This is a genomic window from Streptomyces sp. EDA2-14 (assembly GCF_054963755.1).
On record NZ_JBUEGE010000013.1, the window covers coordinates 43,294 to 65,033 of the forward strand.

Below are 21,740 nucleotides of genomic sequence, written 5' to 3' on the forward strand. Positions count from 1 at the left end.
ACCCTCCGGTCGGGAGCGCGCCGGTGTCCGGGGCGGCCGCGCCCCGGGCGTCCGCGTCGGCCCGCTCGCTCCGCTCGCGCTCATTCATGACGTAGCACTACTTCCGCAGCTCGATGACGGTCTTGCCGATGCGGATCGGCGCGCCCAGCGGGATCGGCTGGGGTGTCGTGAGGCGGGTCCGGTCGAGATACGTGCCGTTGGTGGACCCGAGATCCTCGACGATCCACTGGCCGTCCCGGTCCGGGTAGATCCTGGCATGCCGGCTCGACGCGTAGTCGTCGTCCAGCACGATCGTGCTGTCGTGCGCACGGCCGAGCGTGATCGTCTGCCCCTGGAGCGCCACCGTCGTACCGGTGAGCGTGCCTTCGGAGACGACCAACTTGGTGGGGGCGCCGCGCCGCTGACGGCCACCGCCCCCCTGCTGTTGCTGCCGCTGCTGCGGAGGCGCGGCGGCCTGGCGCGCGGCCTGTTGCGAGCGCCCGCTCTCACGGCGCGAGCCGCGTGCGGTGACGCGCGTACCGAACAGGTCGCTGCGGATGACCTGGACGGCCACGATCACGAACAGCCACAGAACGGCCAGGAAACCCAGCCGCATGACCGTCAGGGTCAGCTCTGACATTGCCCCCGCTTCACCCTTCGGCTTGCCGGAAAACGATGGTGGTTTGGCCCACGACGATCCGCGAGCCGTCGCGGAGCGTAGCGCGGGTGGTGTGCTGCCCGTCCACCACGATGCCGTTGGTGGATCCGAGATCCTGGATCGTCGAGGGCGTTCCGGTCCGGATCTCGCAGTGCCGGCGCGATACGCCGGGGTCGTCGATCCGCACGTCGGCCTCGGTGGACCGACCGAGCACGAGGGTGGAGCGCGAGATCTGGTGGCGTGTGCCATTGATCTCGATCCAGTGGCGCGTGCGGGCACCGGGCAGCGGGCCCGCGTCGGGCTCCTGTCCCTGTGCCCCGTGCGCCGCCGGGGCCTGCGCCGGGCGGCCCGGCGGCGGTGCCGAGGGCATCGGCGGGGCCGCCGTGGGCTGCGGGTATCCGTAGCCACCGGGCGCCTGGTTGGGCCGGGCGGCCGGTGCGGGGCGCTGGGGGCGCTCCTGGCTGGTGGACGACGCGAGGGTGCGGCTGCGTACCCGGTACAGACCCGTGTCCAGGTCGTCCGCCTTCTCCAGGTGCACCTTGATGGGGCCCATGAAGCTGTAGCGCTGCTGCTTCGCGTAGTCGCGCACCATCCCGGACAGCTCGTCGCCGAGCTGGCCCGAGTAGGGGCTCAGGCGCTCGTAGTCGGGCGCGCTGAGCTCCACGATGAAGTCATTGGGGACGACGGTGCGGTCCCGGTTCCAGATCGTCGCGTTGTTGTCGCACTCGCGCTGCAGCGCTCCGGCGATCTCGACCGGCTGCACCTCGGACTTGAAGACCTTGGCGAAGGTGCCGTTGACCAGCCCCTCGAGGCGCTGTTCAAACTTCTTCAGGACTCCCATGAGGCACCTCCTCCTTCGTTGCCGTCCTGCCTACTTGGTACTGCTTACTGATCGTATCCACGCGTCGGGAAATCGGCTGGTTCCCCCTGTCCGCCTGCTCGATGAGTGTCGACGCTCACAGCCCCTCGACGGGGCCCCTTGTACTGGGGATCGTAGAGGTGGCCCACAGCCAGTGTCCCGTACGCGGCTGTGGACCGTGGGCGATCCCGGTCTCCCTCACCTCGGGTGCCCCGTGGGAGGCCGCGGGAACGGATGTGAATCCACCCTCCGCAGCGTGCTAATGTTTTGTTCGTCGGAAGGCGCCGGGCCCACAAGGGCGAAGGAGCCGGAAGACACACCCAATGCGCGGGTGGCGGAATAGGCAGACGCGCTGGATTCAGGTTCCAGTGCCCGAAAGGGCGTGGGGGTTCAACTCCCCCCTCGCGCACAGCGAAAAGCCCCGCAGATCTTCGGATCTGCGGGGCTTTTGCGTTGCCTACGGGCAGGTGCGACGCGCATGACCCACAGGGCGGGGCCCTGTGGGTTATGTCACGTCAGTGCAGTTCAGCGCTGCTGGGTACTGCTCAGGCGGCGAAGCGGGTGGCGAGCGCCTTGCCCTTCTCCTCGGCGTCGGCGAGAGCCTTGTCACGGGAGGCCTCGTAGAGCGGGACCAGCTCGGCCATCGCCGGGTTCTGCGGGGCCATGGTCAGCTCCGGGACGATGAAGTCCAGGTCGAGGCCGAGGCCGTCGCGCAGGGCCGCGCCCAGGAAGTTCTGCACGTACTCGAAGCCCTCGCGCGGGGTGCCCGGCGCGTAGGAGCCGCCGCGGCTGGCGACGACGGTGACCGGGGTGCCCTTGGCGGACTGGGTCTCGGGGCCCGAGGTGCGGCCCATCAGGATCACGTTGTCCAGCCACGCCTTCAGCGTCGACGGGATCGAGAAGTTGTACATCGGGGCGCCGATCAGGACGGCGTCCGCCTGCTCCAGCTCCTCGATGAGCTTGATGCGCTCGGCGAAGACGGCGGCCTGCTCCGGGGTGTGGGCGTCGGCGGGGACGAAGCCGGCGAGGTGGGCGTCGGCGGTGATGTGCGGCACCGGGTTCGCGGCCAGGTCGCGGTAGACGACGGTGCCCTCCGGGTGCTGCTCCTCCCAGGCCTTGCGGAAGGCGTTGGTGACGGCGCGCGAGGCGGAGGCCTGGCCGTCGAAGACGGAGGAGTCGATGTGCAGCAGGGTGGCCATGGTGCTCTCCCGTGAGGGTTGAAGGCGCCCTGTCGGGGTTGAGGGCGCGGTAATTGAGTATGTAACTAGTAATAGCACAGGGGCTTACCTTTTTTTACCCCCGTACGTGAACGCAGTACCCTGGAGGCATGGTGGGCAGCGGGGAAGACATGAGTGAGGCGTGCGCGGGAGCCGCCGCGACCCACGAACCCCAGAGGTGTTCGACGGTCGACATCGGCATGACGCGCGTCTTCGGACTGCTGGGCAAGCGCTGGACGGGGCTGATCGTGTCCGTCCTGATGGGCGGACAGCGGCACTTCGCGGATCTGCGCAGGGCCATCCCCGGCATCAGCGAACGGATGCTCTCCGACCGGCTGACCGAGCTCGGCGCGGCCGGTCTCGTCGTGCGGCAGGTCGACGAGGGGCCGCCGCTGCGCGTCTCGTACCGGCTCTCGGCGGCGGGCGCCGCGCTGCAGCCCGCGCTGCAGGAGCTGGGGGACTGGGCCGGGACGTATCTGGGGGCCGAGGGCGGGACGTGTCCGGAGGAGTTTCGGAAGTGACGTTCCCGCGCGGGGGTCGGGACTGGCGTTCCCGCGCGGGTGCCGGACGTGACGTTCCCGTGCGGGTGCCGGAAGTGGGGCCTCGCGGAGTGATCGAGTTGTGCACGTGCTGAGGGTTTTCCACAGGCCCTGACGGGTTTTTCGGCCCGGCGGTACGGTCGTGACCGGTCAGATACGAGGTTCGGGGCGGGGGAGGCGATCGGTCGTGGGCGGATCGGATCACGTGGCGGTGCCGCGGCAGGGCGGGGCACCGGAATCCGGCGGCGGGGCCGGGGCGCGGCGGCTGCCGAAGGTGCCGGGATTCGCGGCGGCTTCGGCGGGGCCGGACGGCTCGCCCAAGGCGGCCGGCAAGGAGCTGCGCGGGGCGGTGCCCCGGAGCGCGCACCGGGAGTTCGAGCCCGGCGCGGACCGGCCCGACGGAGTGGCCGCGGTCGAGGAGTCCAACCGCGGCCGGATCCCCGAGCTGACCCCGATCCGGGTCGGCCGCATGGCCGCCAACCCCTTCGCGTTCCTGCGCGGCTCCGCGGGACTGATGGCGTACGACCTCGCGCGCACCCCGGTGACCGGCATCGGCGCCCAGATCTGCGGTGACGCGCACGCGGCCAACTTCGGCCTGTACGCGGACGCGCGCGGCGGCCTCGTCATCGACCTGAACGATTTCGACGAGACGGTCCACGGCCCCTGGGAATGGGACCTGAAGCGGCTCGCCACGTCGCTCGTGCTCGCCGGCCGGGAGGCCGGGGCCGACGAGGACACCTGCGAGGAAGCGGCGCACGACGCCGTCGGCGCCTACCGGCGCACCATGCGGCTCCTCGCGAAACTCCCCGCCCTGGAGGCGTGGAACGCGATCGCGGACGAGGAACTGGTCTCCCACGCCAACGCCCGCGACCTGCTCGGCACCCTGGAGCGGGTCTCCGAGAAGGCCAGCAGGAACACCAGCGGACGATTCGCCGCCAAGTCCACGGCCGCGGTGGACGGCGGCGGGCGGCGGTTCGTGGACGCGCCCCCGGTGCTGCGCTCGGTGCCCGACGAGGAGGCCGCGGCCGTCGCGAGCGCGCTGGGGCCGTATCTGGACACGCTGTCCGCGGACCGGCTGCCGCTGCTCGGGCGGTACGCGATCCACGACGTGGCGTTCCGCGTCGTCGGCACCGGCAGCGTGGGCACCCGCTCCTATGTGGTGCTGCTCCTCGACCACCGGGGCGAGCCGCTCGTACTGCAGGTGAAGGAGGCGCGGCCGTCGGCGCTGCTGCCGCACCTGCCGACGGCCGGGTTCGCGGCGGATCCCGTCGAGCACGAGGGCCGGCGCGTGGTGCTCGGGCAGAAGCGGATGCAGGTCGTCAGCGACATCCTGCTCGGGTGGACCACGGTCGACGAACGGCCCTTCCAGGTGCGGCAGTTCAGGAACCGCAAGGGCAGCGTCGACCCGGCCGCCCTGGCCGCCGACCAGATCGACGACTACGCCCGGATGACCGGCGCCCTGCTCGCCCGCGCCCACGCGCACAGCGCCGACCCGCGGCTCGTCGCCGGTTACTGCGGAAAGAACGAGGAGCTGGACGAGGCGGTCGCCGCGTTCGCCGTCGCGTACGCGGACCGGACCGAGGCCGATCACGGGGCGCTGGTGCGGGCCGTGCGCGAGGGACGGGTGGCGGCCGAGGCGGGCGTCTAGCGGAAGGGGCCGCTCCGCAGTGCCGGGGCGGCCGACCCCGTGCCCTACGCTGGTCGGGTGACGACCCCGGAGACCGACGATGTGGCAGGGCAGCCGGAGGAGCAGCCTCGGCAGCACCTCAAGGACCGCCTGAAGGAGCGCCTCAGCGAGCGGGCCGAAGAGCGGCGCGAGGCGCAGGCCGAGGCGCAGGCCGAGGCGCAGGCCGAGGAGCAGGCCGCCGCGGCGGCCGATGAGCGGGCCGGCGAGCGGGCCGAGGAGCCGGCTGCGGTGCAGGCCGAGGCGCGGCCCGAGGAGCGCCTCGAGCGTGCCGTGCGCGCTGCCGAGCAGGCCTTGATCGAGTTCGAGATCGCCGTGGAGACCTTCCGGGTCGAGGTGGAGAACTTCTCGCGGCTGCACCACCAGAAGCTCGGGCCGATGTACACCAGGCTCGACGAGCTGGAGGCGCTGATCGCCGAGGCGAAGGCGGCCCGCAGCGGTGACCCCGAGGACCGCCGCAGGGCCGACGAGGCGCGGTCGCGGGTCATGCCGATGCCGGGCGTCGAGGAGCTGTTCCACGGGTGGATGGACGGGGACGGCCTGTTCCCCGAGGCCACCGCGATGCTGACCGATCAGCCGGTGCGGCCGCCGCAGCGGGTGCGGCCCAGCGAGGAGGCGCGCAAGCTCTACCGCGAGCTGGCCCGCAAGGCGCACCCGGACCTGGCGCAGGACGAGCGGGAGCGGGAGCGGCGCGACGAGTTCATCTCGCGGGTGAACGCGGCGTACGGCCGTGGCGACGCGGCGTTGCTGCGCGAGCTGGCCGCGGAGTGGGACGCGGGCCCCGTGCCGCCCGAGCAGCAGCCGACCGAGAGCGAGGAGCTGTACGCCCGCCTCGAGTGGCTGGCGCAGCGCAAGGAGCTGCTCACGGCGGCGGCGAAGGAGCTCGAGGAGAGCGCGATCGGCTCGATGCTGCGGATGGCTCCCGAGGACCCGGACGCACTGCTCGACGAGATCGCCGAGAAGCTGCTGGCGCAGGTCGCCGAGCAGGAGGCCGAGCTGGAGCGCCTGACCGCGTCCTGAAGCCGGCGGTGCCGTGGCCCGTGGCCCGAGAGGGTAGCGTCGGGGGCATGGTTTTCGGTTCTGGTGTGCCCACGGTCGGTGTCGACGAGCTCAAGGAAGAGGACTTCCTCCTCGACGTCCGTGAGGACGACGAGTGGCAGGCGGGCCACGCCGCGGGCGCGCTGCACATTCCGATGAGCGAATTCGTCGCGCGCTACGGCGAGCTGACCGAGGCGGCCCCGCAGGACGGCCGCGTCAACGTGATCTGCCGCTCCGGCGGCCGCTCCGCGCAGGTGACGATGTACCTGGCGCAGCAGGGCGTCGACGCGGTGAACGTCGCCGGTGGCATGCAGGCGTGGGAGGCGGCCGGCCGCCCCGTCGTGGACGACAACGGGCAGCCGGGCGCGGTGGCCTGAGCCTTCATGGCCTGAGCCTTACCCCAGGGGGTGCGCGGCGAGCAGGTCGCCGAGTGCCTCCTCGTGGGCGGCGGCCGGGCCGAGCGACAGCTCCAGGTGCTTGGCCCACGCGTGATAGCGGTGCAGCGGGTAGTCCGTGTCCGCGCCGAAGCCGCCGTGCAGGTGCTGCGCGGTCTGCACGACGCGTCGTACGCCGTCGGACGCCCAGGTCTTGGCGACCGCCACGTCCCCCGCGACCGGTAGCGGTCCGCTCGCTCCACTGCTGATCCGCCAGGCCGCCTGCCACAGGGTGGCCTCCATGGCGCGCAGGTCGATGTACCGGTCGGCGGCCTGCACGGCGACGGCCTGGAACGTGGCGATGGGGTACCCGAACTGCTCGCGCTTGCCCGCGTAGTCGCTGGTCATCTTGAGTACGCCCTCGCCGAGGCCGAGTGCGAGCGCACAGGTGCCGGTGGCGAGCAGATCGTGCAGGCGGGGCCAGGCCGCGGCGTCCTCGATGACGTGCCGTGGCTCGACGCGCACTCCGTCCAGGCGCAGCTCGGCTTGGCGCTCGCCGGTGGTCGAGATCTGCTCGGCGAGGGTGAGCCCCGGCCGGTCGGCGAACGGTCCGGGGACCACCGCGAGCACCGCCGCGCCCTCACCCACATGGGCCGGGACGAGGATCAGGTCGGCGCCGAAGGCCCACGGCACGGCCGTCTGCACCCCGTCGAGCACCCAGGTGTCCTGGCCGGACTCGGTCTCCTTGCGTGCGCTGACGGCGAGTTCGGCCGGGTCGTGTCCGGTGCGGCCCGCCGAGGCGACGGTCAGCACGAGCTCGCCGCGCGCGGCGCGGGCGAGGATCTCCTGCTGCAACTCCTTTGTGCCGTGGGCCTGTACGGCCGTGACGGCCGCGCTGTGTTCGAGCAGCGGGATCCGGGCGAGGACCTTCGCCGATTCGCGCAGCACCAGGCAGAGCGCGATGGCGTCGAGTCCCGCTCCGCCGTGCTCGGGATCGATCAGCAGGCTGAGCAGATCGGCGTCGGCGGCCTTCGACCACAGGGTGCGGTCAAAGTCCTCGGCGACCGCACCCGAGGTGAGCGAGGGGCTGGGCACGCCGTCGGGCGCGACCGGTCCGAACACCGCTTTCGCCGCCTCGACGGCCGCCTGTTGCTCCTCGGAGAAGGTGAAGTCCACTGGCCTTTTCCTCCCGTTCCTCCCGTACCGCGTCCGCGATCTGACGGGGCGTCAAGATAGAACAGGTTCTACGAGAAGGGAACAGTGTGCGGTCGAGCGGTCCGGCGGTCGGGCGGCCCGGCGGTCGGGCGGCCCGGCGGTCGGGCGGTCGGGCGGTACGACGGCCCGGCGGGGCGAAGGGGCGACAGTGCGACGGGCTCAGCGGTCGAAGTCCAGCTCCACCTTCTCCGTAGTCGGGTGGGACTGGCAGGCCAGCACATAGCCGGCCTCGGTCTCCTCGGCCTCCAGCGCGAAGTTCCGGTCCATGCGGATCGATCCGGAGACCAGGAACGCGCGGCAGGTCCCGCAGACGCCGCCCTTGCAGGCGTACGGCGCGTCCGGCCGGTTGCGCAGCACGGTCTCCAGGAGGGACTCGCCGTCCTGTACGGGCCAGCTGCCCGAGCGGCCGTCGAGCTGCGCCGTCACCGTGCTGTGCGCGGGCGTCGGCGCGACGTCCCGGTCGCGGGCCGAGGGACCGGCGGCCACGTGGAAGATCTCCTCGTGGACGCGCCCGCGCCGGACCCCGAGCGCGCGCAGGGACCGCTCGGCCGACTGCACGAGCCCGTACGGCCCGCACAGGTACCAGCCCGCCACCCGCTCCACCGGCAGCAACGCGGGCAGGAGCGCGGTGAGCCGCTCCTCGTCGAGCCGGCCGGACGCCAGGCCCGCCTGCTGTTCCTCCCGGGAGAGCACGGTGACCAGCTGGAACCGGTCCGGGTACCGGTCCTTCAGGTCGGCCACCTCCTCCAGGAACATCGTCGACGCGGTGCTGCGGTCGCTGCGTACGAGGCAGAACCGCGCGTGCGGCGCGCGCTCCAGGAGGGTGCCCGCGATGGACAGGACCGGCGTGATCCCGCTGCCGCCGACCACGGCCGCGTAGTGCCCGGTCACGGGGGCGGGGGTGCCGGTGTCGGCACCGGGGGCCGGGTCGAGGGTGAAGCGGCCGGCCGGGGTCATCACCTCCAGCTCGTCGTCGACGGCGATCTCCTTGTGCGCGTACGTGGAGAAGGCGCCGGCGTCGACCAGGCGCACGCCGACGCGGAGGCTGTCCGGCGCCTCGTGGGCCGGGGAGGTCGAGCAGATCGAGTACGTCCGCCGGATCTCCGCGCCGTCCACGGTGCGGCGCAGGGCGAGGTGCTGTCCGGGAGTGAAGCGGTACGCCTCGCGCAGCTGCGGCGGTACGGCGAAGGTCAGCGCCACGGAGTCGTCGGTGAGCCGGTCGACCGCCGCGACACGGAGCCGGTGGAAGCGGGCCCGCCCGCCTTCGTGCGCCATCACAACTCCTTGAAGTGGTCGAAGGGTTCGCGGCAGGACAGGCAGCGGCGCAGCGCCTTGCAGGCGGTGGAGGAGAACCGGCTCAGCAGCTCGGTCTCCGTCGACCCGCAGTGCGGGCAGGTGATCGCTTCCACGGGGTGGGGCGGTTCGGGCACGTGCCGGGTCGGGCCGAGGGACACGGCCACCGGGCCAGCGGGCGCGCGCGTCGTGCGGGGCGGCGCTATGCCGAACTCCCGCAGCTTGCGGCGGCCTTCGGGCGTGATGTCGTCCGTCGACCAGGCCGGGGTGAGCACCGGGCGGACGGTGACCTCGGGGAAGCCGTGCTCGTGCAGCACCCGCTCGATGTCGGCCGACATCGCCTCGATCGCGGGGCATCCCGTGTACGTGGGGCTCAGCTCGACCTCCACGCGGCCGGGCCCGCGCGTGTGCACGGCCCGCAGCACGCCCAGCTCCTCCAGGCTCAGGACCGGCAGCTCGGGGTCGGGCACGGACCCGGCCAGCCTGCGCAGTTCGGCTTCGAGCGGGGTCTCCCGGGCAGCCGTGGTCACCATGACGCCCCCGGATGGCTGCGGTGCAGATGCTGCATCTCGGCGAGCATCCGGCCGAAGGACTCGGTGTGCAGGCCCTGCCGGCCTGCCCCGGCGCTCCAGGCGCCGAGCTGCGGGCCTTCGGGAACGGTCAGCGTCGCCTCGCGCAGCGTGTCGGTGACGGTGGTGGTCCAGGCCGCCCGAAGGTCCTGTGTGTCGACGTCCAGGCCGGGGACCGGCTGGAACAGCTCGCCGGTGTACCGCCACAGCGCGTCGACCGCGCGCTGCATCCGGGTGTGGCTCTCCTCCGTGCCGTCGCCGAGGCGCAGCGTCCACTGCCGGGCGTGGTCCTGGTGGTAGGCGACCTCCTTGACCGCCTTGGCGGCCAGGGGAGCGAACGCGGACTCGCCGCCGGCCAGTTGGGCGTAGAGGAGCTGCTGGTAGGCCGAGAAGCAGAGCTGCCGGGCGATGGTGTGGGCGAAGTCCCCGTTCGGCTGCTCGACCAGCTGCACATTGCGGAACGCGCGCTCCTCGCGCAGGTACGCCAGCTCGTCCTCGTCGCCGACCAGGCTCAGCAGGACGCGGGCCTGGCCGAGCAGGTCGAGGGCGATGTTCGCGAGGGCCACCTCTTCTTCGAGGACCGGCGCGTGCCCCGCCCACTCCCCCAGGCGGTGCGAGAGCACCAGGGCGTCGTCGCCGAGGGCCAGGGCGGCGGCGGACGCGGTGTCCGTCGTCTCGTGCGTACGAGGCTGCGTCACAGGTGCTTCACCCCTTCCGGGATCTCGTAGAACGTCGGGTGCCGGTAGGGCTTGTCGGCGGCGGGCTCGAAGAACGGGTCCTTCTCGTCCGGCGAGGAGGCGGTGATCGCGGCGGACGGCACGACCCACAGGGAGACGCCCTCGCCGCGGCGGGTGTAGAGGTCCCGCGCGTTGCGCAGCGCCAGCTCGGCGTCCGGGGCGTGCAGGCTCCCGGCGTGCGTGTGGGAGAGGCCGCGGCGGGAGCGGACGAAGACCTCCCACAGGGGCCAGTCCGGGGTGCCGGAGGCGCTGCTCGGGGTGTCGCTCATGCGGCCCTGCCTTCTCGCGTGTCCGTGCTGGATGTGGAGTGCTTGGCCGCGTGGGCCGCGGCGGCCTCGCGCACCCACGCGCCCTCGTCGTGGGCGCGCCTGCGCTGGGTGATGCGCTGTTCGTTGCACGGTCCGTTGCCCTTGAGGACCGCCTTGAACTCCGACCAGTCGATCGCGCCGAAGTCGTGCTGCCCCCGCTCCTCGTTCCACCTCAGCTCCGGGTCGGGGAGCGTGAGCCCGAGGGACTCGGCCTGGGGGACGCAGATGTCCACGAAGCGCTGGCGCAGCTCGTCGTTCGAGTGGCGCTTGATCTTCCACTGCATCGACTGCGCGGAGTGCGCCGACTCGTCGTCGGGCGGGCCGAACATCATCAGGGACGGCCACCACCAGCGGTCCACCGCGTCCTGCGCCATCGCGTGCTGGGCCTCGGTGCCGCGGCTGAGCGCGAGCAGCAGCTCGTACCCCTGACGCTGGTGGAAGGACTCCTCCTTGCAGATGCGCACCATCGCGCGTGCGTACGGTCCGTAGGAGCAGCGGCACAGCGGCACCTGGTTGGTGATCGCCGCGCCGTCCACGAGCCAGCCGATCGCTCCGACGTCGGCCCAGGTCAGCGTCGGGTAGTTGAAGATCGAGGAGTACTTCTGGCGGCCGCTGTGCAGCTTGTCGAGCAGCTCGTCGCGGCCGGTGCCGAGGGTTTCCGCCGCGCTGTAGAGGTAGAGGCCGTGCCCCGCCTCGTCCTGGACCTTGGCCATCAGGATCGCCTTGCGGCGCAGCGAGGGGGCACGCGTGATCCAGTTGGCCTCCGGCTGCATGCCGATGATCTCGGAGTGGGCGTGCTGGGCGATCTGGCGCACGAGCGAGGCGCGGTAGGCGTCGGGCATCCAGTCGCGGGGCTCGATGCGCTCGTCCGCCGCCACCGCCGCGTCGAACACGGCCTGGAACGCGGCGTCGCCGGACTCGGCGGTGCCTGCGGCCTTCTCCGGCCGTGCTCCGGCCGCGTGGTGGTGCGGGGTTGCTGTCGCCATGCCCGGTCCCCCTCGACCTGTGGGTGCCCGACCTCGGGTCGGAGGCTTCACCCGCTCCCGACCGATCGTTCGGTTCGTCGGATTCAATGGTGGGTCTCGGCGCCGTAAGGTGTCAACCCTGCGCAGTCGGCCTGTGGATAACCCCGGACGACTGTGCCGTGCGGGCGCTCCCCAGTACGGTTCCGGTGCGTCACCTCGCGGAGCGACGGCGCGGAATCGGTTCGGCGCGCAGGCACCGAGCGGCGGACGGGCCGGGGACCGGCAGTACCGGATCGGGATCGGGGAGCACCGATGGAGACAGAAGCAGGCGCCGCGGACGAGGGCGCCCGGCTCACGACGGAGCCGGCGGCTCCGCCGGGCCCCCGCCTCTCCGATTCGGCCGCGCCCGCCGCACCGGCACGGGAGCCGTCGGCTGTGGAGCCCGAGCCGTCGGACGCGCGGCCGGAGGCGGACGGGGCACCGTCCGCGGCGCCCGTGCGTCGCGGGCTCGCCGCACTCTCCCCCGGCCACCAGCTGACCGCCGTCTTCGCGCTCATCGGCGTCGCGCTCGTGACCTGCGTGCACATCCTGATGGTGTTCCTGCACGTCGCGCCCTCGAACACGGTCACCAAGCAGCACGGTGAGCTCGTCGGCGCGTGGATCTACCCGGAGTTCGAGCAGAACTGGAAGCTGTTCGCCCCCAACCCGCTGCAGCAGAACATCGCGGTGCAGGCCCGCGCCGAGGTGCGCACGCCCGACGGCGAGCTGCGCGCGACCCGCTGGTACGGCCTGTCGGCGCAGGACGGCGCCGCCATCGACGGGAACCTGCTGCCCAGCCACACCCAGCAGAACGAGCTGCGCCGCGCCTGGGACGTCTACACGAGCACCCACGACGCACAGAACCGGCCCAACGGGCTGCGCGGCATGCTGTCCGAGCAGTACCTGCGCCGCATCCTCGTGCTCCGCCTCGACCGGCTCGGAGCCGCCGAGAAGGGCGAGACCGTCGAGCGCGTCCAGATCCGCTCGAAGTCGACCATGGTCGAGCCCCCGAAGTGGAGTGACGAGAAGGTGAGCCAGAAGCCGGTCTACCGGCAGGTGCCGTGGTGGACGGTCACCTCCAGCGACGCGCCGCTCGACAGCGGCACGCGCGTGCGGGTGCAGTCCCGGGCCGACTCCTCGGCGGGCGGTGACCGATGAGCCTCGTACGCACCCTTGGCGGCCTGCAGCGGAGGCTGAGCGACGGCCTGCAGTGGATCACCGCGTCCGCGCTCGCCCCCTACCAGAGCGCCGTGATCCGTATCGGGTTCTCCGCGACCTGGCTGTTCTTCCTGCTGCGCGAATTCCCGCACCGCCAGGAGATGTACGGACCCGACGGGCCGTGGAGCTGGGGCATGGCCCAGCAGCTCACCGAGGACAACCACGCGTTCACCGCGCTCATGTGGTCCGACGGGCAGGGCTGGTTCGAGCTGGTCTACGCGGTGGCCGTGGTGTCGTCCGCGCTGCTGATGGTGGGCTGGCGCACCCGCACCATGTCGGTCGTCTTCATGATCGGTGTGCTGTCCCTGCAGAACCGCAGCATCTTCATGGGGGACGGCGGCGACAACGTCATCCACCTCATGTCGATCTACCTCGTCTTCACCCGGTGCGGCCAAGTCTGGTCGCTGGACGCCCGCAGGGCCCGGCGCGAGGGCGAGGACCGGCTCGGCATCGTGCTGTGGTGGGTCATGGGGCTCCTGCTCGCCGCGATCACGTTCACGGGGAAGGTCGGCGGCGGCTGGCTGCTGTTCTTCTGGGCGCTGTGGGCGGCCCAGGGGGTGTGGTGGACCGTGAACCGCCGCGATCCGCTCGGCGACTCCCGCCTCCTGTGCGACGTCGTCGCGAACCTGATGCACAACGCCGCACTGCTCGTCGTCATGGTCGAGGCGTGTCTGATCTACGCGACGGCGGGCTGGTACAAGATCCAGGGCAGCCGCTGGCAGGACGGCACCGCGGTCTACTACCCGCTCCACCTGGACTACTTCTCGCCCTGGCCCGCCCTGGGCGAGCTGCTGACCGCGTACGGGCCGATGGTGCTGCTCGTGACGTACGGGACCGTGGCCGTGCAGGTCGCCTTCCCGTTCACCGTCTTCAACCGGCGCCTCAAGAACGTCCTGCTGGTCTTCATGATGCTCGAGCACGCGGTCATCGCCGTCGTGCTCGGACTGCCCTTCTTCTCGCTCGCGATGATCGCCGCGGACGCGGTGTTCCTGCCGACGTCCTTCCTGACCCGGGTCGGTGGCTGGGTGGCACGCGCGCGTGGTCGCGTATTTCCGCCTACGAAGGGTGCGGCCCCGCCCGACCGGCCGGTGCGGACCGGTGGCGAGCCGGTGGCGGCGGAGCAGCCGGCCGTGCGCACGTAGGCTTCCTGCCGTGAACGGGACGAGTACGGCGGACGGCGCGGGCGGCATGCGGGACGAGGGGGCCGAGAGCACGGTGCGCGCCTGGCGGCGGCTCGCGGACACCGCGGTGCTGCTCGACGGATTCCACGCCCTCAAGCACGCCGTGCGCTTCGGCGCCGACGTCCCGGTCGCGCTCGCCGTCGACCGGACGGCCGCGCTCGCCCTGGCCGACGAGCTCGCCCCCGATGTCGTACAGGACCTGGCAGGGCTCCTCGTGGAGGTGCCGCAGGAGGTGCTGCGGGAGCTCGTGCCGCGGCTGCACCCCACCGGGGTCGCCGCGCTCGCCGGACGCCCCGCGCGGGCCGACAACCTGGCCGCCCTCGGGCGGTCCGCACGCACCACCCCGGTCGTCGTGCTCGACAATCCGCGCAACCTCGGCAACGCGGGCGCGGTGATCCGCCTCGCCGCCGGCTACGGCGCCACCGGGGTCGTCACCACGGGCAGCCTCGACCCCTGGCACCCCACCGTCGTACGGGGCGGGGCCGGGCTGCACTTCGCGACCGCCGTGGAGCGGCTCGACGTGGACGAGCTGCCGAGCGGGCCGCTGTACGCGCTCGACCCCGAAGGCGCGGACATCCGCGGACTGAAGCTGCCCGACGACGCCCTGCTCGCCTTCGGGTCCGAGCGCAGCGGACTCTCGCCCGAACTGCGCGCGCGTGCCGACCATTTGGTGTCCCTGCCGATGCGGCCGCAGGTCTCCAGCTACAACCTGGCCACCAGCGTCGGCATGACACTGTTCCACTGGAGCGCCCACAGCACGCACGCGCCGTAGGCGCTCCTGTACCGCGCCCTAGGACCCTTCTGACGGATCCTGCTGGAGTCGCGGGGTCTGGCACGCGCATCTGCGGCGTTGTCGTCGGTTGCCGACGCTCCGCGTCGTCGCCCTCCTCCGCCTTGCAGCTGCACGCACAGACCCCGCTCGCCTGCACCGCTCGTTGACGGCCGACCGTGTCCAGCCTGACCCGTCAGAAGGGCCCTAGACGGCCTCGCGCCGCACCTCCACCACCCGGAAGCGGTTCGCCACGAAGGCGGCGTCGCAGAGCGCCGCGTTCGCCGCGGGGTTGCCGCCCGAGCCGTGGAAGTCGGAGAACGCCGCCGTCTGGTTCACGTACACCCCGCCCGTCAGGTTGAGCGAGAGCTGGGCGCACTCCTCCAGGCAGACCTCCTCGACGGCCTGCGCCACGTCCTCGGAGGTGGTGTACGCGCCGACCGTCATGGCGCCCTTCTCGCGGACCGTGCGCCGCAGGAGGTCCACCGCGTCGCCGGTCGAGTCGACGGACACCGCGAAGGACACCGGGCCGAAGCACTCGCTCATGTAGGCGGCCTCCGCGTCGGCCCCCTCCCAGTATTTCCGCGCTCCGTCCAGCTTCACGATCACCGGCGTGCGGACGACGGCCTCCGGGAAGTCCGGGTTGCCGATCTCGCGTGAGGGCAGGGCGACTTCGCCGATGCCGGGGGCCGCTTCGAGGCGGGCCTTCACGTCCGGGTTGACCAGCGCGCCCAGCAGCCCGTTCGCCCGGGCGTCGTCGCCGAGCAGGCCGCCGACCGCGCTCGCGAGGTCGGCCACCACCTCGTCGTACGTCTTGGCGCCCTGGTCCGTCGTGATGCCTTCGCGCGGCACCAGGAGGTTCTGCGGTGTCGTGCACATCTGGCCGCTGTACAGGGACAGCGAGAACGCCAGGTTGGCCAGCATGCCCTTGTAGTCGGCGGTGGAGTCGATCACCACCGTGTTCACACCGGCCTTCTCCGTGTAGACCTGCGCCTGGCGTGCGTGCGTCTCCAGCCAGTCGCCGAAGGCCGTGGACCCCGTGTAGTCGATGATCTTGATTTCGGGGCGTACGGCCAGGGTCTTGGCGATGCCCTCTCCGGGCCGCTCGGCGGCCAGCGCCACCAGGTTCGGGTCGAAGCCCGCCTCGGCGAGGGCCTCACGGGCCACCTGCACCGTGAGCGCCAGCGGCAGCACCGCGCGCGGGTGCGGCTTCACCAGCACCGCGTTCCCGGTGGCCAGGGAGGCGAACAGGCCCGGATACCCGTTCCACGTCGGGAACGTGTTGCAGCCGACCAGCAGCGAGATGCCGCGCGGCACCGGCGTGAACTCCTTGTCCAGGACCAGGGGGTCGCGCTTGCCCTGGGGCTTGGACCACTGCGCCGCGTCCGGGGTCCGCGTCTGCTCCGCGTACGCGTACGCCACGGCCTCCAGGCCGCGGTCCTGCGCGTGCGGGCCGCCGGCCTGGAACGCCATCATGAAGGCCTGGCCGCTGGTGTGCATGACCGCGTGCGCGAACTCGTGCGTCCGCGCGCTGATCCGGGACAGGATCTCCAGACAGGTCACCGCGCGCACCTCGGCGCCCGCCTCGCGCCACGCGCGCATGCCCGCGCGCATGGCCGGCAGGAGCACGTCGATGTCGGCGTGCGGGTAGGTGACGCCCAACTCGATTCCGTACGGCGAGACTTCGCCGCCCACGAAATCGTCCGTGCCGGGCTGGTCGAGGTCGAGCCGGGTGCCGAGCAGCGCGTCGAAGGCGGCCTTGCCCTCGGGCATGCTCAGGCTCCCGTGCTCCCCGTACGCCTTGGGGTGCTCGGGGTGCGGGGACCAGTACGCGCGCGTGCGGATCGCTTCCAGCGCCTGGTCGAGGGTCGGCCGGTGCTTGGCGATCAGATCGTGCGCGGTGGGTGCGGCGGCCATGGCGGACCAACTCCTCCTGAGCTGCGGCTCCGCAGTGAGCCGACGAGCTGGACGGGGACTGGACGGGACTGGGCAGGAACGGACCAACAGCGTTAGAGTAACCGAACGATCGGTCGGGGCAAGAGGGTGCGGAAAAGCTGTGGAAAAGCCGCGGGGAACGACCCCCTTGAGCCCCGGAGGCCAGGGGACGGGAGAGGTGCGGGAGGATCACGTGCATGACAGCACATGACCGCCTCGTCGGCGTGGTCGGCACCGGCACGATGGGCCAGGGCATCGCCCAGGTCGCCCTCGTCGCCGGGCACCCCGTCCGGCTGTACGACGCCGTGCCGGGGCGTGCGAGGAGCGCCGCCGAGTCGATCGCCGCGCGCCTCGACCGGCTCGTCGCGAAGGGCCGCATGGGCGCCGACGAGCGGACGGCGGCGGTCGCCCGGCTCGAACCCGCGCAGACGATCGCGGAGTTGGCGCCCGCCACGCTCGTCGTCGAGGCCGTACTGGAGCGACTCGACGTCAAGCAGGACCTGTTCCGCGAGCTGGAGGACGTCGTCGCGGAGGACTGTCTGCTCGCGACCAACACTTCGTCCCTGTCCGTGACGGCGATCGGCGGGGCGCTGCGCCGGCCGGGCCGCTTCGTGGGCCTGCACTTCTTCAACCCGGCGCCCCTGATGCCGCTGGTGGAGGTCGTCTCCGGCGCCGCCACCGACGTCACCGCGGCCACGCGCGCGTACGAGACCGCCCGCGCCTGGGGCAAGACCCCCGTGGCCTGCGCGGACACCCCCGGCTTCCTGGTCAACCGGATCGCGCGGCCCTACTACGCCGAGGCGTTCGCGGTGTACGAGGAGCAGGGCGCCGACCCCGCCACCATCGACGCCGTGCTGCGGGAGAGCGGCGGCTTCCGGATGGGCCCCTTCGAGCTCACCGACCTGATCGGGCAGGACGTCAACGAGGCCGTGACGCGCTCCGTGTGGGAGGGCTTCTTCCAGGACGCGAAGTTCCGGCCCTCGCTGGCCCAGCGCCGCCTGGTGGAGGCCGGGCGCCTGGGCCGCAAGTCGGGCCAGGGCTGGTACGCGTACGGGGAGGACGACGAGCGTCCCGAGCCGCACACCGCGGGACCGGCCGTGCCGCCCGCGCGCGTGACCGTCGAGGGCGACCTGGAGTCCGCGGGCGAGCTGATCCCGATGATGCGCGAGGCGGGCATCGAGGTCGTCCAGGAGGACGAGGACAAGGGCACCCGCATCGTTCTGCCCAGCGGCGGCCAGCTCGTGCAGGCGGACGGCCAGACGTCCATCGAGTTCCGCGACGTCGTCTACTTCGACCTCGCCGTCGACTACCGCGCGGCCACCCGCATCGCCCTCGCCACCTGCCAGGACGGCAATCCGCGCACGCTCCGCGAGGCCGTCGGGCTCTTCCAGGCGCTCGGCAAGAAGGTCAGCGTCATCGGCGACGTCCCCGGCATGATCGTGGCCCGCACCGTGGCGCGGATCATCGACCTGGCGCACGACGCCCTCGCGCGCGGGGTGGCCACCGAGGACGACATCGACACCGCGATGCGCCTGGGCGTCAACTACCCGCTCGGCCCGCTGGAGTGGGGGCGCAGGCTCGGCCGGAGCTGGGCCTGCGGCCTCCTGGAGGAGCTGCACGAGCGCGACCCCTCGGGGCGGCACGCGCCGTCCCTCGCCCTCTTCAGACACTCGTACGACCCCAAGAAGTGGGAGGGCTCCGCATGACCGCCGCACGACGGGACACGGGCGCGCGCCGCGACACCTACACGCCCGACAGCCTGCTCGCGGTCGCGGTCACCGTCTTCAACGAGCGCGGCTACGACGGCACCTCCATGGAGCACCTCTCCAAGGCGGCCGGCATCTCCAAGTCGTCGATCTACCACCATGTGACGGGCAAGGAGGAGCTGCTGCGCCGCGCCGTGAGCCGCGCGCTCGACGGGCTCTTCGGCATCCTCGACGAGCAGTCCGCGCGCGAAGGACGCGCGATCGAGCGCCTGGAGTACGTCACGCGGCGCATGGTCGAGGTGCTCACCGGTGAACTGCCCTACGTGACGCTGCTGCTGCGGGTGCGCGGCAACACCGACACCGAGCGGTGGGCCATGGAGCGGCGCAGGGAGTTCGACCACCAGGTCGCCCAGCTGCTCAAGGACGCCGCGGCCGACGGGGACGTGCGCGGCGACATCGAGGTGCGGCTCGCCACGCGGCTGGTCTTCGGGATGATCAACTCGCTGGTGGAGTGGTACCGGCCGGACGGCGGCGGGCTCGGCGACCGTGAGGTGGCGGACGCCGTGGTCGAGCTGGTCTTCCAGGGGCTGCGCAAGGCGGGCTGACCCCGGCAGCAGGCGGTCAGGCGTCCGGCGCGCTCGCTTCCAGGTCCTCCTCCTCGAAGACCAGCAGCGTGCGCGTGCTCAGCACCTCGGGGATGGACTGGAGCTTGGTGAGAACCAGCTCGCGCAGCGCCCGGTTGTCCTCCGTGTGCACGAGCAGCAGGACGTCGAAATCGCCGCTGACCAGTGCGATGTGCGAGGCCTCCGGCATCCGCCGCAGCTGCTCGCGCACGGTGCGCCAGGTGTTCTGGACGATCTTGAGCGTGATGTAGGCGGAGGCGCCCTGTCCTGCCCGCTCGTGGTTGACGCGGGCGCCGAAACCGCGGATCACGCGGTCCTCGATGAGGCGGTTGATGCGCGCGTAGGCGTTCGCCCGCGACACATGGACCTGCTCGGCGACGGACCGTATCGACGCGCGCCCGTCCTTCAGGAGCAGCTGCACGATGTCCCGGTCGATCGCGTCCAGCGGGCGGGCCGTGGGGGCGGGGACCGAGCCTCCGGAGCCGTCGGCCATTTGTTCAGATGCCATGTGCCCCCGCCTCCTTACCATGGACGTACTGCATTCATCTCAGGCTGTGGAGAACCGATTGTCCACAGCCTGTAGGTGCCTGTAGCCAAAATGTGCCGTCGACCGAACAATCGGTAGGTGAGGCGCATCACACCCGACGCGCCGTCCGAGCCGCTCCCACGAGGAGGTGCCGTCATGACGGTCATGGACCAGCGGGCCACGGGCGAGGGCAGGCCCGTCCCGCCGCCCGCCTGGCAGCCCCGCACGGATCCCGTGCCGCTGCTGCCCGACGCCGAGCCCCACCGGGTCCTGGGCACGGACGCCGCCGCCGACGTCGACCCCCGGCTGCTGCGCCGCCTGTACGCGGAGGTGGTGCGCGGCCGCAGGTACAACGCGCAGGCGACCGCGCTGACCAAACAGGGCCGCCTCGCCGTCTACCCGTCCACGACCGGCCAGGAGGCCGCCGAGGTGGCCGCGGCGCTGGTCCTGGAGGAGCGGGACTGGCTCTTTCCCAGCTACCGCGACACCCTCGCCGCCGTCGCCCGCGGCCTCGACCCCGTACAGGCCCTGACCCTGCTGCGCGGCGACTGGCACACCGGCTACGACCCGCGCGAGCACCGCATCGCACCGCTCTGCACCCCGCTCGCGACACAGCTCCCGCACGCCGTGGGCCTCGCACATGCCGCGCAACTGAAGGGCGACGACGTGGTGGCGCTCGCCATGGTCGGCGACGGCGGCACCAGTGAGGGCGACTTCCACGAGGCGCTGAACTTCGCGGCCGTGTGGCAGGCGCCGGTCGTCTTCCTGGTGCAGAACAACGGGTTCGCGATCTCCGTGCCGCTGGCCAAGCAGACCGCGTCCCCCTCCCTGGCCCACAAGGCCGTCGGGTACGGGATGCCGGGCCGCCTGGTCGACGGGAACGACGCGGCGGCGATGCACGAGGTGCTCACCGACGCCGTCGCCCGCGCGCGCGGGGGCGGTGGTCCGACGCTCGTCGAGGCCGTCACGTACCGGATGGACGCGCACACGAACGCCGACGACGCGACCCGCTACCGCAGCGACGCCGAGGTCGAGATGTGGCGTGCGCACGACCCGATCCTGCTGCTCGAGCGGGAGTTGACCGGCCGGGGGCTCATCGACGAGGCCGGCATCCGGTCCGTGCGCGACGACGCGGAGGCGCGGGCGGCCGCACTGCGCGAGCACATGAACCAGGACCCCTCGCTCGACCCGATGGACCTGTTCGGCGACGTGTACGCCGAGGGGACACCGCAACTGAGAGAGCAGGCGGCCCAGTTGCGGGCGGAGCTCGACGCCGAGGCGGACGGGGGCCAGGCATGACCACAGTGGCCCGGCCGCCCAAGAACAAGCCCGCCACCATGGCGCAGGCGCTCGGCCGCGCGATGCGCGACGCCATGGCCGAGGACCCGGCCGTACACGTCATGGGCGAGGACGTCGGCACCCTGGGCGGTGTCTTCCGGATCACCGACGGCCTCGCGAAGGAGTTCGGCGAGGACCGCTGCACGGACACCCCGCTCGCCGAGGCGGGCATCCTCGGCGCCGCCGTGGGCATGGCGATGTACGGGCTGCGGCCGGTCGTGGAGATGCAGTTCGACGCGTTCGCGTACCCCGCCTTCGAGCAGCTGATCTCGCACGTCGCGCGGATGCGCAACCGCACGCGCGGCGCCCTGCCGCTGCCCATCACGGTGCGCGTTCCGTACGGCGGCGGGATCGGCGGGGTGGAGCACCACAGCGACTCCTCCGAGGCGTACTACATGGCGACACCGGGCCTGACCGTCGTCACCCCGGCCACGGTCGCGGACGCGTACGGGCTGCTCCGGCAGTCCATCGCCACCGACGACCCGGTCGTCTTCCTGGAGCCCAAGCGCCTTTACTGGACGAAGGATTCCTGGAACCCCGAGGCACCGGAAGACGTTCCTCCGATAGGTACGGCAGTGGTTCGCCGCCCCGGCACCAGTGCCACGCTGCTCACGTACGGGCCGTCCGTCCCCGTCTGCCTGGAGGCGGCCGAGGCGGCCCGGGGGGAGGGGTGGGATCTTGAAGTGGTCGACCTGCGCTCGCTGGTGCCGTTCGACGACGCGACGGTCGCCGCGTCCGTCCGGCGCACGGGGCGCGCGGTCGTCGTGCACGAGTCGGGCGGTTTCGGCGGACCCGGCGGGGAGATCGCCGCGCGCGTGACCGAGCGCTGCTTCCATCACCTGGAGGCGCCGGTGCTGCGGGTGGCCGGTTTCGACATTCCGTATCCGCCGCCCATGCTGGAGCGGCACCATCTGCCCGGCGTGGACCGGGTCCTGGACACGGTGGCGCGGCTGCAATGGGATCAGTGAGG

General features: G+C 72.2%; 22 protein-coding genes and 1 tRNA gene. 12 read left to right on the forward strand and 11 right to left on the reverse strand.

The features are described 5' to 3' along the window. Nucleotides 1–97 precede the first annotated feature (97 nt). Both ACY34M_RS27030 and ACY34M_RS27035 read right to left on the reverse strand, forming a co-directional pair. The gene (locus tag ACY34M_RS27030) at nt 98–619 is read right to left on the reverse strand and encodes an FHA domain-containing protein FhaB/FipA (RefSeq protein WP_326022348.1); all 522 of its coding nucleotides are present in this window, start codon (nt 617–619) and stop codon (nt 98–100) included. A gap of 10 nt (nt 620–629) precedes the next feature. Then, complete coding sequence (locus ACY34M_RS27035; protein WP_462723433.1) at nt 630–1,478, reverse strand: FhaA domain-containing protein; 849 nt, start codon at nt 1,476–1,478, stop codon at nt 630–632. 343 nt (nt 1,479–1,821) lie between these two features. Between ACY34M_RS27035 and ACY34M_RS27040 the strand changes: the two genes are divergently transcribed. Next, nucleotides 1,822–1,905: transfer RNA gene (locus ACY34M_RS27040), tRNA-Leu, on the forward strand. A 136-nt stretch (nt 1,906–2,041) separates the two neighbouring features. On the opposite strand, the gene ACY34M_RS27045 is transcribed toward ACY34M_RS27040, so the two are convergent. Continuing rightward, entirely contained in the window at nt 2,042–2,695 is a 654-nt protein-coding gene (locus ACY34M_RS27045; RefSeq protein ID WP_462723432.1) for an FMN-dependent NADH-azoreductase, read from the reverse strand. A 149-nt stretch (nt 2,696–2,844) separates the two neighbouring features. Here ACY34M_RS27045 and ACY34M_RS27050 point away from each other — a divergent pair, with 149 nt between their 5' ends. From ACY34M_RS27050 to ACY34M_RS27065, 4 genes are all read left to right on the forward strand, one after another. Further along, nucleotides 2,845–3,234, forward strand: coding sequence for a winged helix-turn-helix transcriptional regulator (locus ACY34M_RS27050; RefSeq protein ID WP_462723488.1), 390 nt, complete (start codon nt 2,845–2,847; stop codon nt 3,232–3,234). A gap of 223 nt (nt 3,235–3,457) precedes the next feature. Next, on the forward strand, nt 3,458–4,900 hold the full coding sequence (locus ACY34M_RS27055; RefSeq protein WP_462723487.1) for a DUF2252 domain-containing protein: 1,443 nt from the start codon (nt 3,458–3,460) through the stop codon (nt 4,898–4,900). Between the two features lie 57 nt (nt 4,901–4,957). After that, nucleotides 4,958–5,956: a hypothetical protein gene (locus ACY34M_RS27060; protein ID WP_462723431.1), complete on the forward strand. Its 999-nt coding sequence runs from the start codon at nt 4,958–4,960 to the stop codon at nt 5,954–5,956. Nucleotides 5,957–6,003: 47 nt separating this feature from the next. Further along, entirely contained in the window at nt 6,004–6,351 is a 348-nt protein-coding gene (locus ACY34M_RS27065; RefSeq protein ID WP_462723430.1) for a rhodanese-like domain-containing protein, read from the forward strand. Nucleotides 6,352–6,369: 18 nt separating this feature from the next. Here ACY34M_RS27065 and ACY34M_RS27070 read toward each other — a convergent pair whose 3' ends face one another. The 6 genes from ACY34M_RS27070 to paaA form a co-directional block, all read right to left on the reverse strand. Next, a complete protein-coding gene (locus tag ACY34M_RS27070; RefSeq protein WP_462723429.1) occupies nt 6,370–7,524 on the reverse strand; it encodes an acyl-CoA dehydrogenase family protein in 1,155 nt (384 codons plus the stop codon). A 198-nt stretch (nt 7,525–7,722) separates the two neighbouring features. Then, complete coding sequence (gene paaE / locus ACY34M_RS27075; protein WP_462723428.1) at nt 7,723–8,838, reverse strand: 1,2-phenylacetyl-CoA epoxidase subunit PaaE; 1,116 nt, start codon at nt 8,836–8,838, stop codon at nt 7,723–7,725. Further along, nucleotides 8,838–9,389: a 1,2-phenylacetyl-CoA epoxidase subunit PaaD gene (gene paaD, locus ACY34M_RS27080; RefSeq protein ID WP_462723427.1), complete on the reverse strand. Its 552-nt coding sequence runs from the start codon at nt 9,387–9,389 to the stop codon at nt 8,838–8,840. The genes paaE and paaD overlap by 1 nt, the downstream gene beginning before the upstream one ends. Further along, complete coding sequence (gene paaC, locus ACY34M_RS27085) at nt 9,383–10,123, reverse strand: 1,2-phenylacetyl-CoA epoxidase subunit PaaC (RefSeq protein WP_462723426.1); 741 nt, start codon at nt 10,121–10,123, stop codon at nt 9,383–9,385. The genes paaD and paaC overlap by 7 nt, the downstream gene beginning before the upstream one ends. Further along, the gene (gene paaB, locus ACY34M_RS27090; protein WP_426902765.1) at nt 10,120–10,431 is read right to left on the reverse strand and encodes a 1,2-phenylacetyl-CoA epoxidase subunit PaaB; all 312 of its coding nucleotides are present in this window, start codon (nt 10,429–10,431) and stop codon (nt 10,120–10,122) included. The genes paaC and paaB overlap by 4 nt, the downstream gene beginning before the upstream one ends. Next, on the reverse strand, nt 10,428–11,456 hold the full coding sequence (gene paaA / locus ACY34M_RS27095; RefSeq protein ID WP_462723425.1) for a 1,2-phenylacetyl-CoA epoxidase subunit PaaA: 1,029 nt from the start codon (nt 11,454–11,456) through the stop codon (nt 10,428–10,430). The genes paaB and paaA overlap by 4 nt, the downstream gene beginning before the upstream one ends. Nucleotides 11,457–11,747: 291 nt before the next feature. Between paaA and ACY34M_RS27100 the strand changes: the two genes are divergently transcribed. Genes ACY34M_RS27100 through ACY34M_RS27110 form a run of 3 tightly spaced genes read left to right on the forward strand, consistent with a single transcriptional unit; the run spans nt 11,748 to nt 14,645 of the window. Further along, complete coding sequence (locus tag ACY34M_RS27100) at nt 11,748–12,632, forward strand: DUF5819 family protein (protein ID WP_462723424.1); 885 nt, start codon at nt 11,748–11,750, stop codon at nt 12,630–12,632. Then, the gene (locus tag ACY34M_RS27105) at nt 12,629–13,834 is read left to right on the forward strand and encodes an HTTM domain-containing protein (protein ID WP_462723423.1); all 1,206 of its coding nucleotides are present in this window, start codon (nt 12,629–12,631) and stop codon (nt 13,832–13,834) included. Before ACY34M_RS27100 ends, ACY34M_RS27105 begins: the two co-directional genes overlap by 4 nt. Before the next feature lie 46 nt (nt 13,835–13,880). Next, nucleotides 13,881–14,645 (forward strand): TrmH family RNA methyltransferase, encoded by a 765-nt coding sequence (locus ACY34M_RS27110; protein WP_462723486.1) that lies wholly within the window; start codon nt 13,881–13,883, stop codon nt 14,643–14,645. 204 nt (nt 14,646–14,849) lie between these two features. Here ACY34M_RS27110 and paaN read toward each other — a convergent pair whose 3' ends face one another. After that, nucleotides 14,850–16,559, reverse strand: a complete 1,710-nt coding sequence (gene paaN, locus ACY34M_RS27115; RefSeq protein WP_462723422.1) for a phenylacetic acid degradation protein PaaN — start codon at nt 16,557–16,559, stop codon at nt 14,850–14,852. 215 nt (nt 16,560–16,774) lie between these two features. On the opposite strand from paaN, the gene ACY34M_RS27120 reads away from it, so the two are divergent. Both ACY34M_RS27120 and ACY34M_RS27125 read left to right on the forward strand, forming a co-directional pair. Then, nucleotides 16,775–18,283: a 3-hydroxyacyl-CoA dehydrogenase gene (locus ACY34M_RS27120; protein ID WP_462723421.1), complete on the forward strand. Its 1,509-nt coding sequence runs from the start codon at nt 16,775–16,777 to the stop codon at nt 18,281–18,283. After that, a complete protein-coding gene (locus ACY34M_RS27125; RefSeq protein WP_462723420.1) occupies nt 18,280–18,888 on the forward strand; it encodes a TetR/AcrR family transcriptional regulator in 609 nt (202 codons plus the stop codon). The genes ACY34M_RS27120 and ACY34M_RS27125 overlap by 4 nt, the downstream gene beginning before the upstream one ends. Nucleotides 18,889–18,904: 16 nt before the next feature. On the opposite strand, the gene ACY34M_RS27130 is transcribed toward ACY34M_RS27125, so the two are convergent. Further along, nucleotides 18,905–19,414, reverse strand: a complete 510-nt coding sequence (locus ACY34M_RS27130; protein WP_462723419.1) for an Lrp/AsnC family transcriptional regulator — start codon at nt 19,412–19,414, stop codon at nt 18,905–18,907. 174 nt (nt 19,415–19,588) lie between these two features. Here ACY34M_RS27130 and pdhA point away from each other — a divergent pair, with 174 nt between their 5' ends. Both pdhA and ACY34M_RS27140 read left to right on the forward strand, forming a co-directional pair. Continuing rightward, nucleotides 19,589–20,731, forward strand: a complete 1,143-nt coding sequence (gene pdhA, locus ACY34M_RS27135) for a pyruvate dehydrogenase (acetyl-transferring) E1 component subunit alpha (RefSeq protein ID WP_462723418.1) — start codon at nt 19,589–19,591, stop codon at nt 20,729–20,731. Further along, nucleotides 20,728–21,738: an alpha-ketoacid dehydrogenase subunit beta gene (locus tag ACY34M_RS27140; protein ID WP_462723417.1), complete on the forward strand. Its 1,011-nt coding sequence runs from the start codon at nt 20,728–20,730 to the stop codon at nt 21,736–21,738. Before pdhA ends, ACY34M_RS27140 begins: the two co-directional genes overlap by 4 nt. The last annotated feature ends 2 nt before the right edge of the window (nt 21,739–21,740 follow it).

What these genes read in the sequence shown, in the direction of transcription:
- ACY34M_RS27030 (WP_326022348.1), bottom strand. Translation starts at nt 619, where the DNA reads ATGTCAGAGCTGACCCTGACGGTCATGCGGCTGGGTTTCCTGGCCGTT.
- ACY34M_RS27035 (WP_462723433.1), bottom strand. Translation starts at nt 1,478, where the DNA reads ATGGGAGTCCTGAAGAAGTTTGAACAGCGCCTCGAGGGGCTGGTCAAC.
- ACY34M_RS27045 (WP_462723432.1), bottom strand. Translation starts at nt 2,695, where the DNA reads ATGGCCACCCTGCTGCACATCGACTCCTCCGTCTTCGACGGCCAGGCC.
- ACY34M_RS27050 (WP_462723488.1), top strand. Translation starts at nt 2,845, where the DNA reads ATGAGTGAGGCGTGCGCGGGAGCCGCCGCGACCCACGAACCCCAGAGG.
- ACY34M_RS27065 (WP_462723430.1), top strand. Translation starts at nt 6,004, where the DNA reads ATGGTTTTCGGTTCTGGTGTGCCCACGGTCGGTGTCGACGAGCTCAAG.
- paaE (WP_462723428.1), bottom strand. Translation starts at nt 8,838, where the DNA reads ATGGCGCACGAAGGCGGGCGGGCCCGCTTCCACCGGCTCCGTGTCGCG.
- paaD (WP_462723427.1), bottom strand. Translation starts at nt 9,389, where the DNA reads ATGGTGACCACGGCTGCCCGGGAGACCCCGCTCGAAGCCGAACTGCGC.
- paaB (WP_426902765.1), bottom strand. Translation starts at nt 10,431, where the DNA reads ATGAGCGACACCCCGAGCAGCGCCTCCGGCACCCCGGACTGGCCCCTG.
- paaA (WP_462723425.1), bottom strand. Translation starts at nt 11,456, where the DNA reads ATGGCGACAGCAACCCCGCACCACCACGCGGCCGGAGCACGGCCGGAG.
- ACY34M_RS27100 (WP_462723424.1), top strand. Translation starts at nt 11,748, where the DNA reads ATGGAGACAGAAGCAGGCGCCGCGGACGAGGGCGCCCGGCTCACGACG.
- ACY34M_RS27105 (WP_462723423.1), top strand. Translation starts at nt 12,629, where the DNA reads ATGAGCCTCGTACGCACCCTTGGCGGCCTGCAGCGGAGGCTGAGCGAC.
- ACY34M_RS27110 (WP_462723486.1), top strand. Translation starts at nt 13,881, where the DNA reads ATGCGGGACGAGGGGGCCGAGAGCACGGTGCGCGCCTGGCGGCGGCTC.
- paaN (WP_462723422.1), bottom strand. Translation starts at nt 16,559, where the DNA reads ATGGCCGCCGCACCCACCGCGCACGATCTGATCGCCAAGCACCGGCCG.
- ACY34M_RS27120 (WP_462723421.1), top strand. Translation starts at nt 16,775, where the DNA reads ATGACAGCACATGACCGCCTCGTCGGCGTGGTCGGCACCGGCACGATG.
- ACY34M_RS27125 (WP_462723420.1), top strand. Translation starts at nt 18,280, where the DNA reads ATGACCGCCGCACGACGGGACACGGGCGCGCGCCGCGACACCTACACG.
- ACY34M_RS27130 (WP_462723419.1), bottom strand. Translation starts at nt 19,414, where the DNA reads ATGGCATCTGAACAAATGGCCGACGGCTCCGGAGGCTCGGTCCCCGCC.
- pdhA (WP_462723418.1), top strand. Translation starts at nt 19,589, where the DNA reads ATGACGGTCATGGACCAGCGGGCCACGGGCGAGGGCAGGCCCGTCCCG.
- ACY34M_RS27140 (WP_462723417.1), top strand. Translation starts at nt 20,728, where the DNA reads ATGACCACAGTGGCCCGGCCGCCCAAGAACAAGCCCGCCACCATGGCG.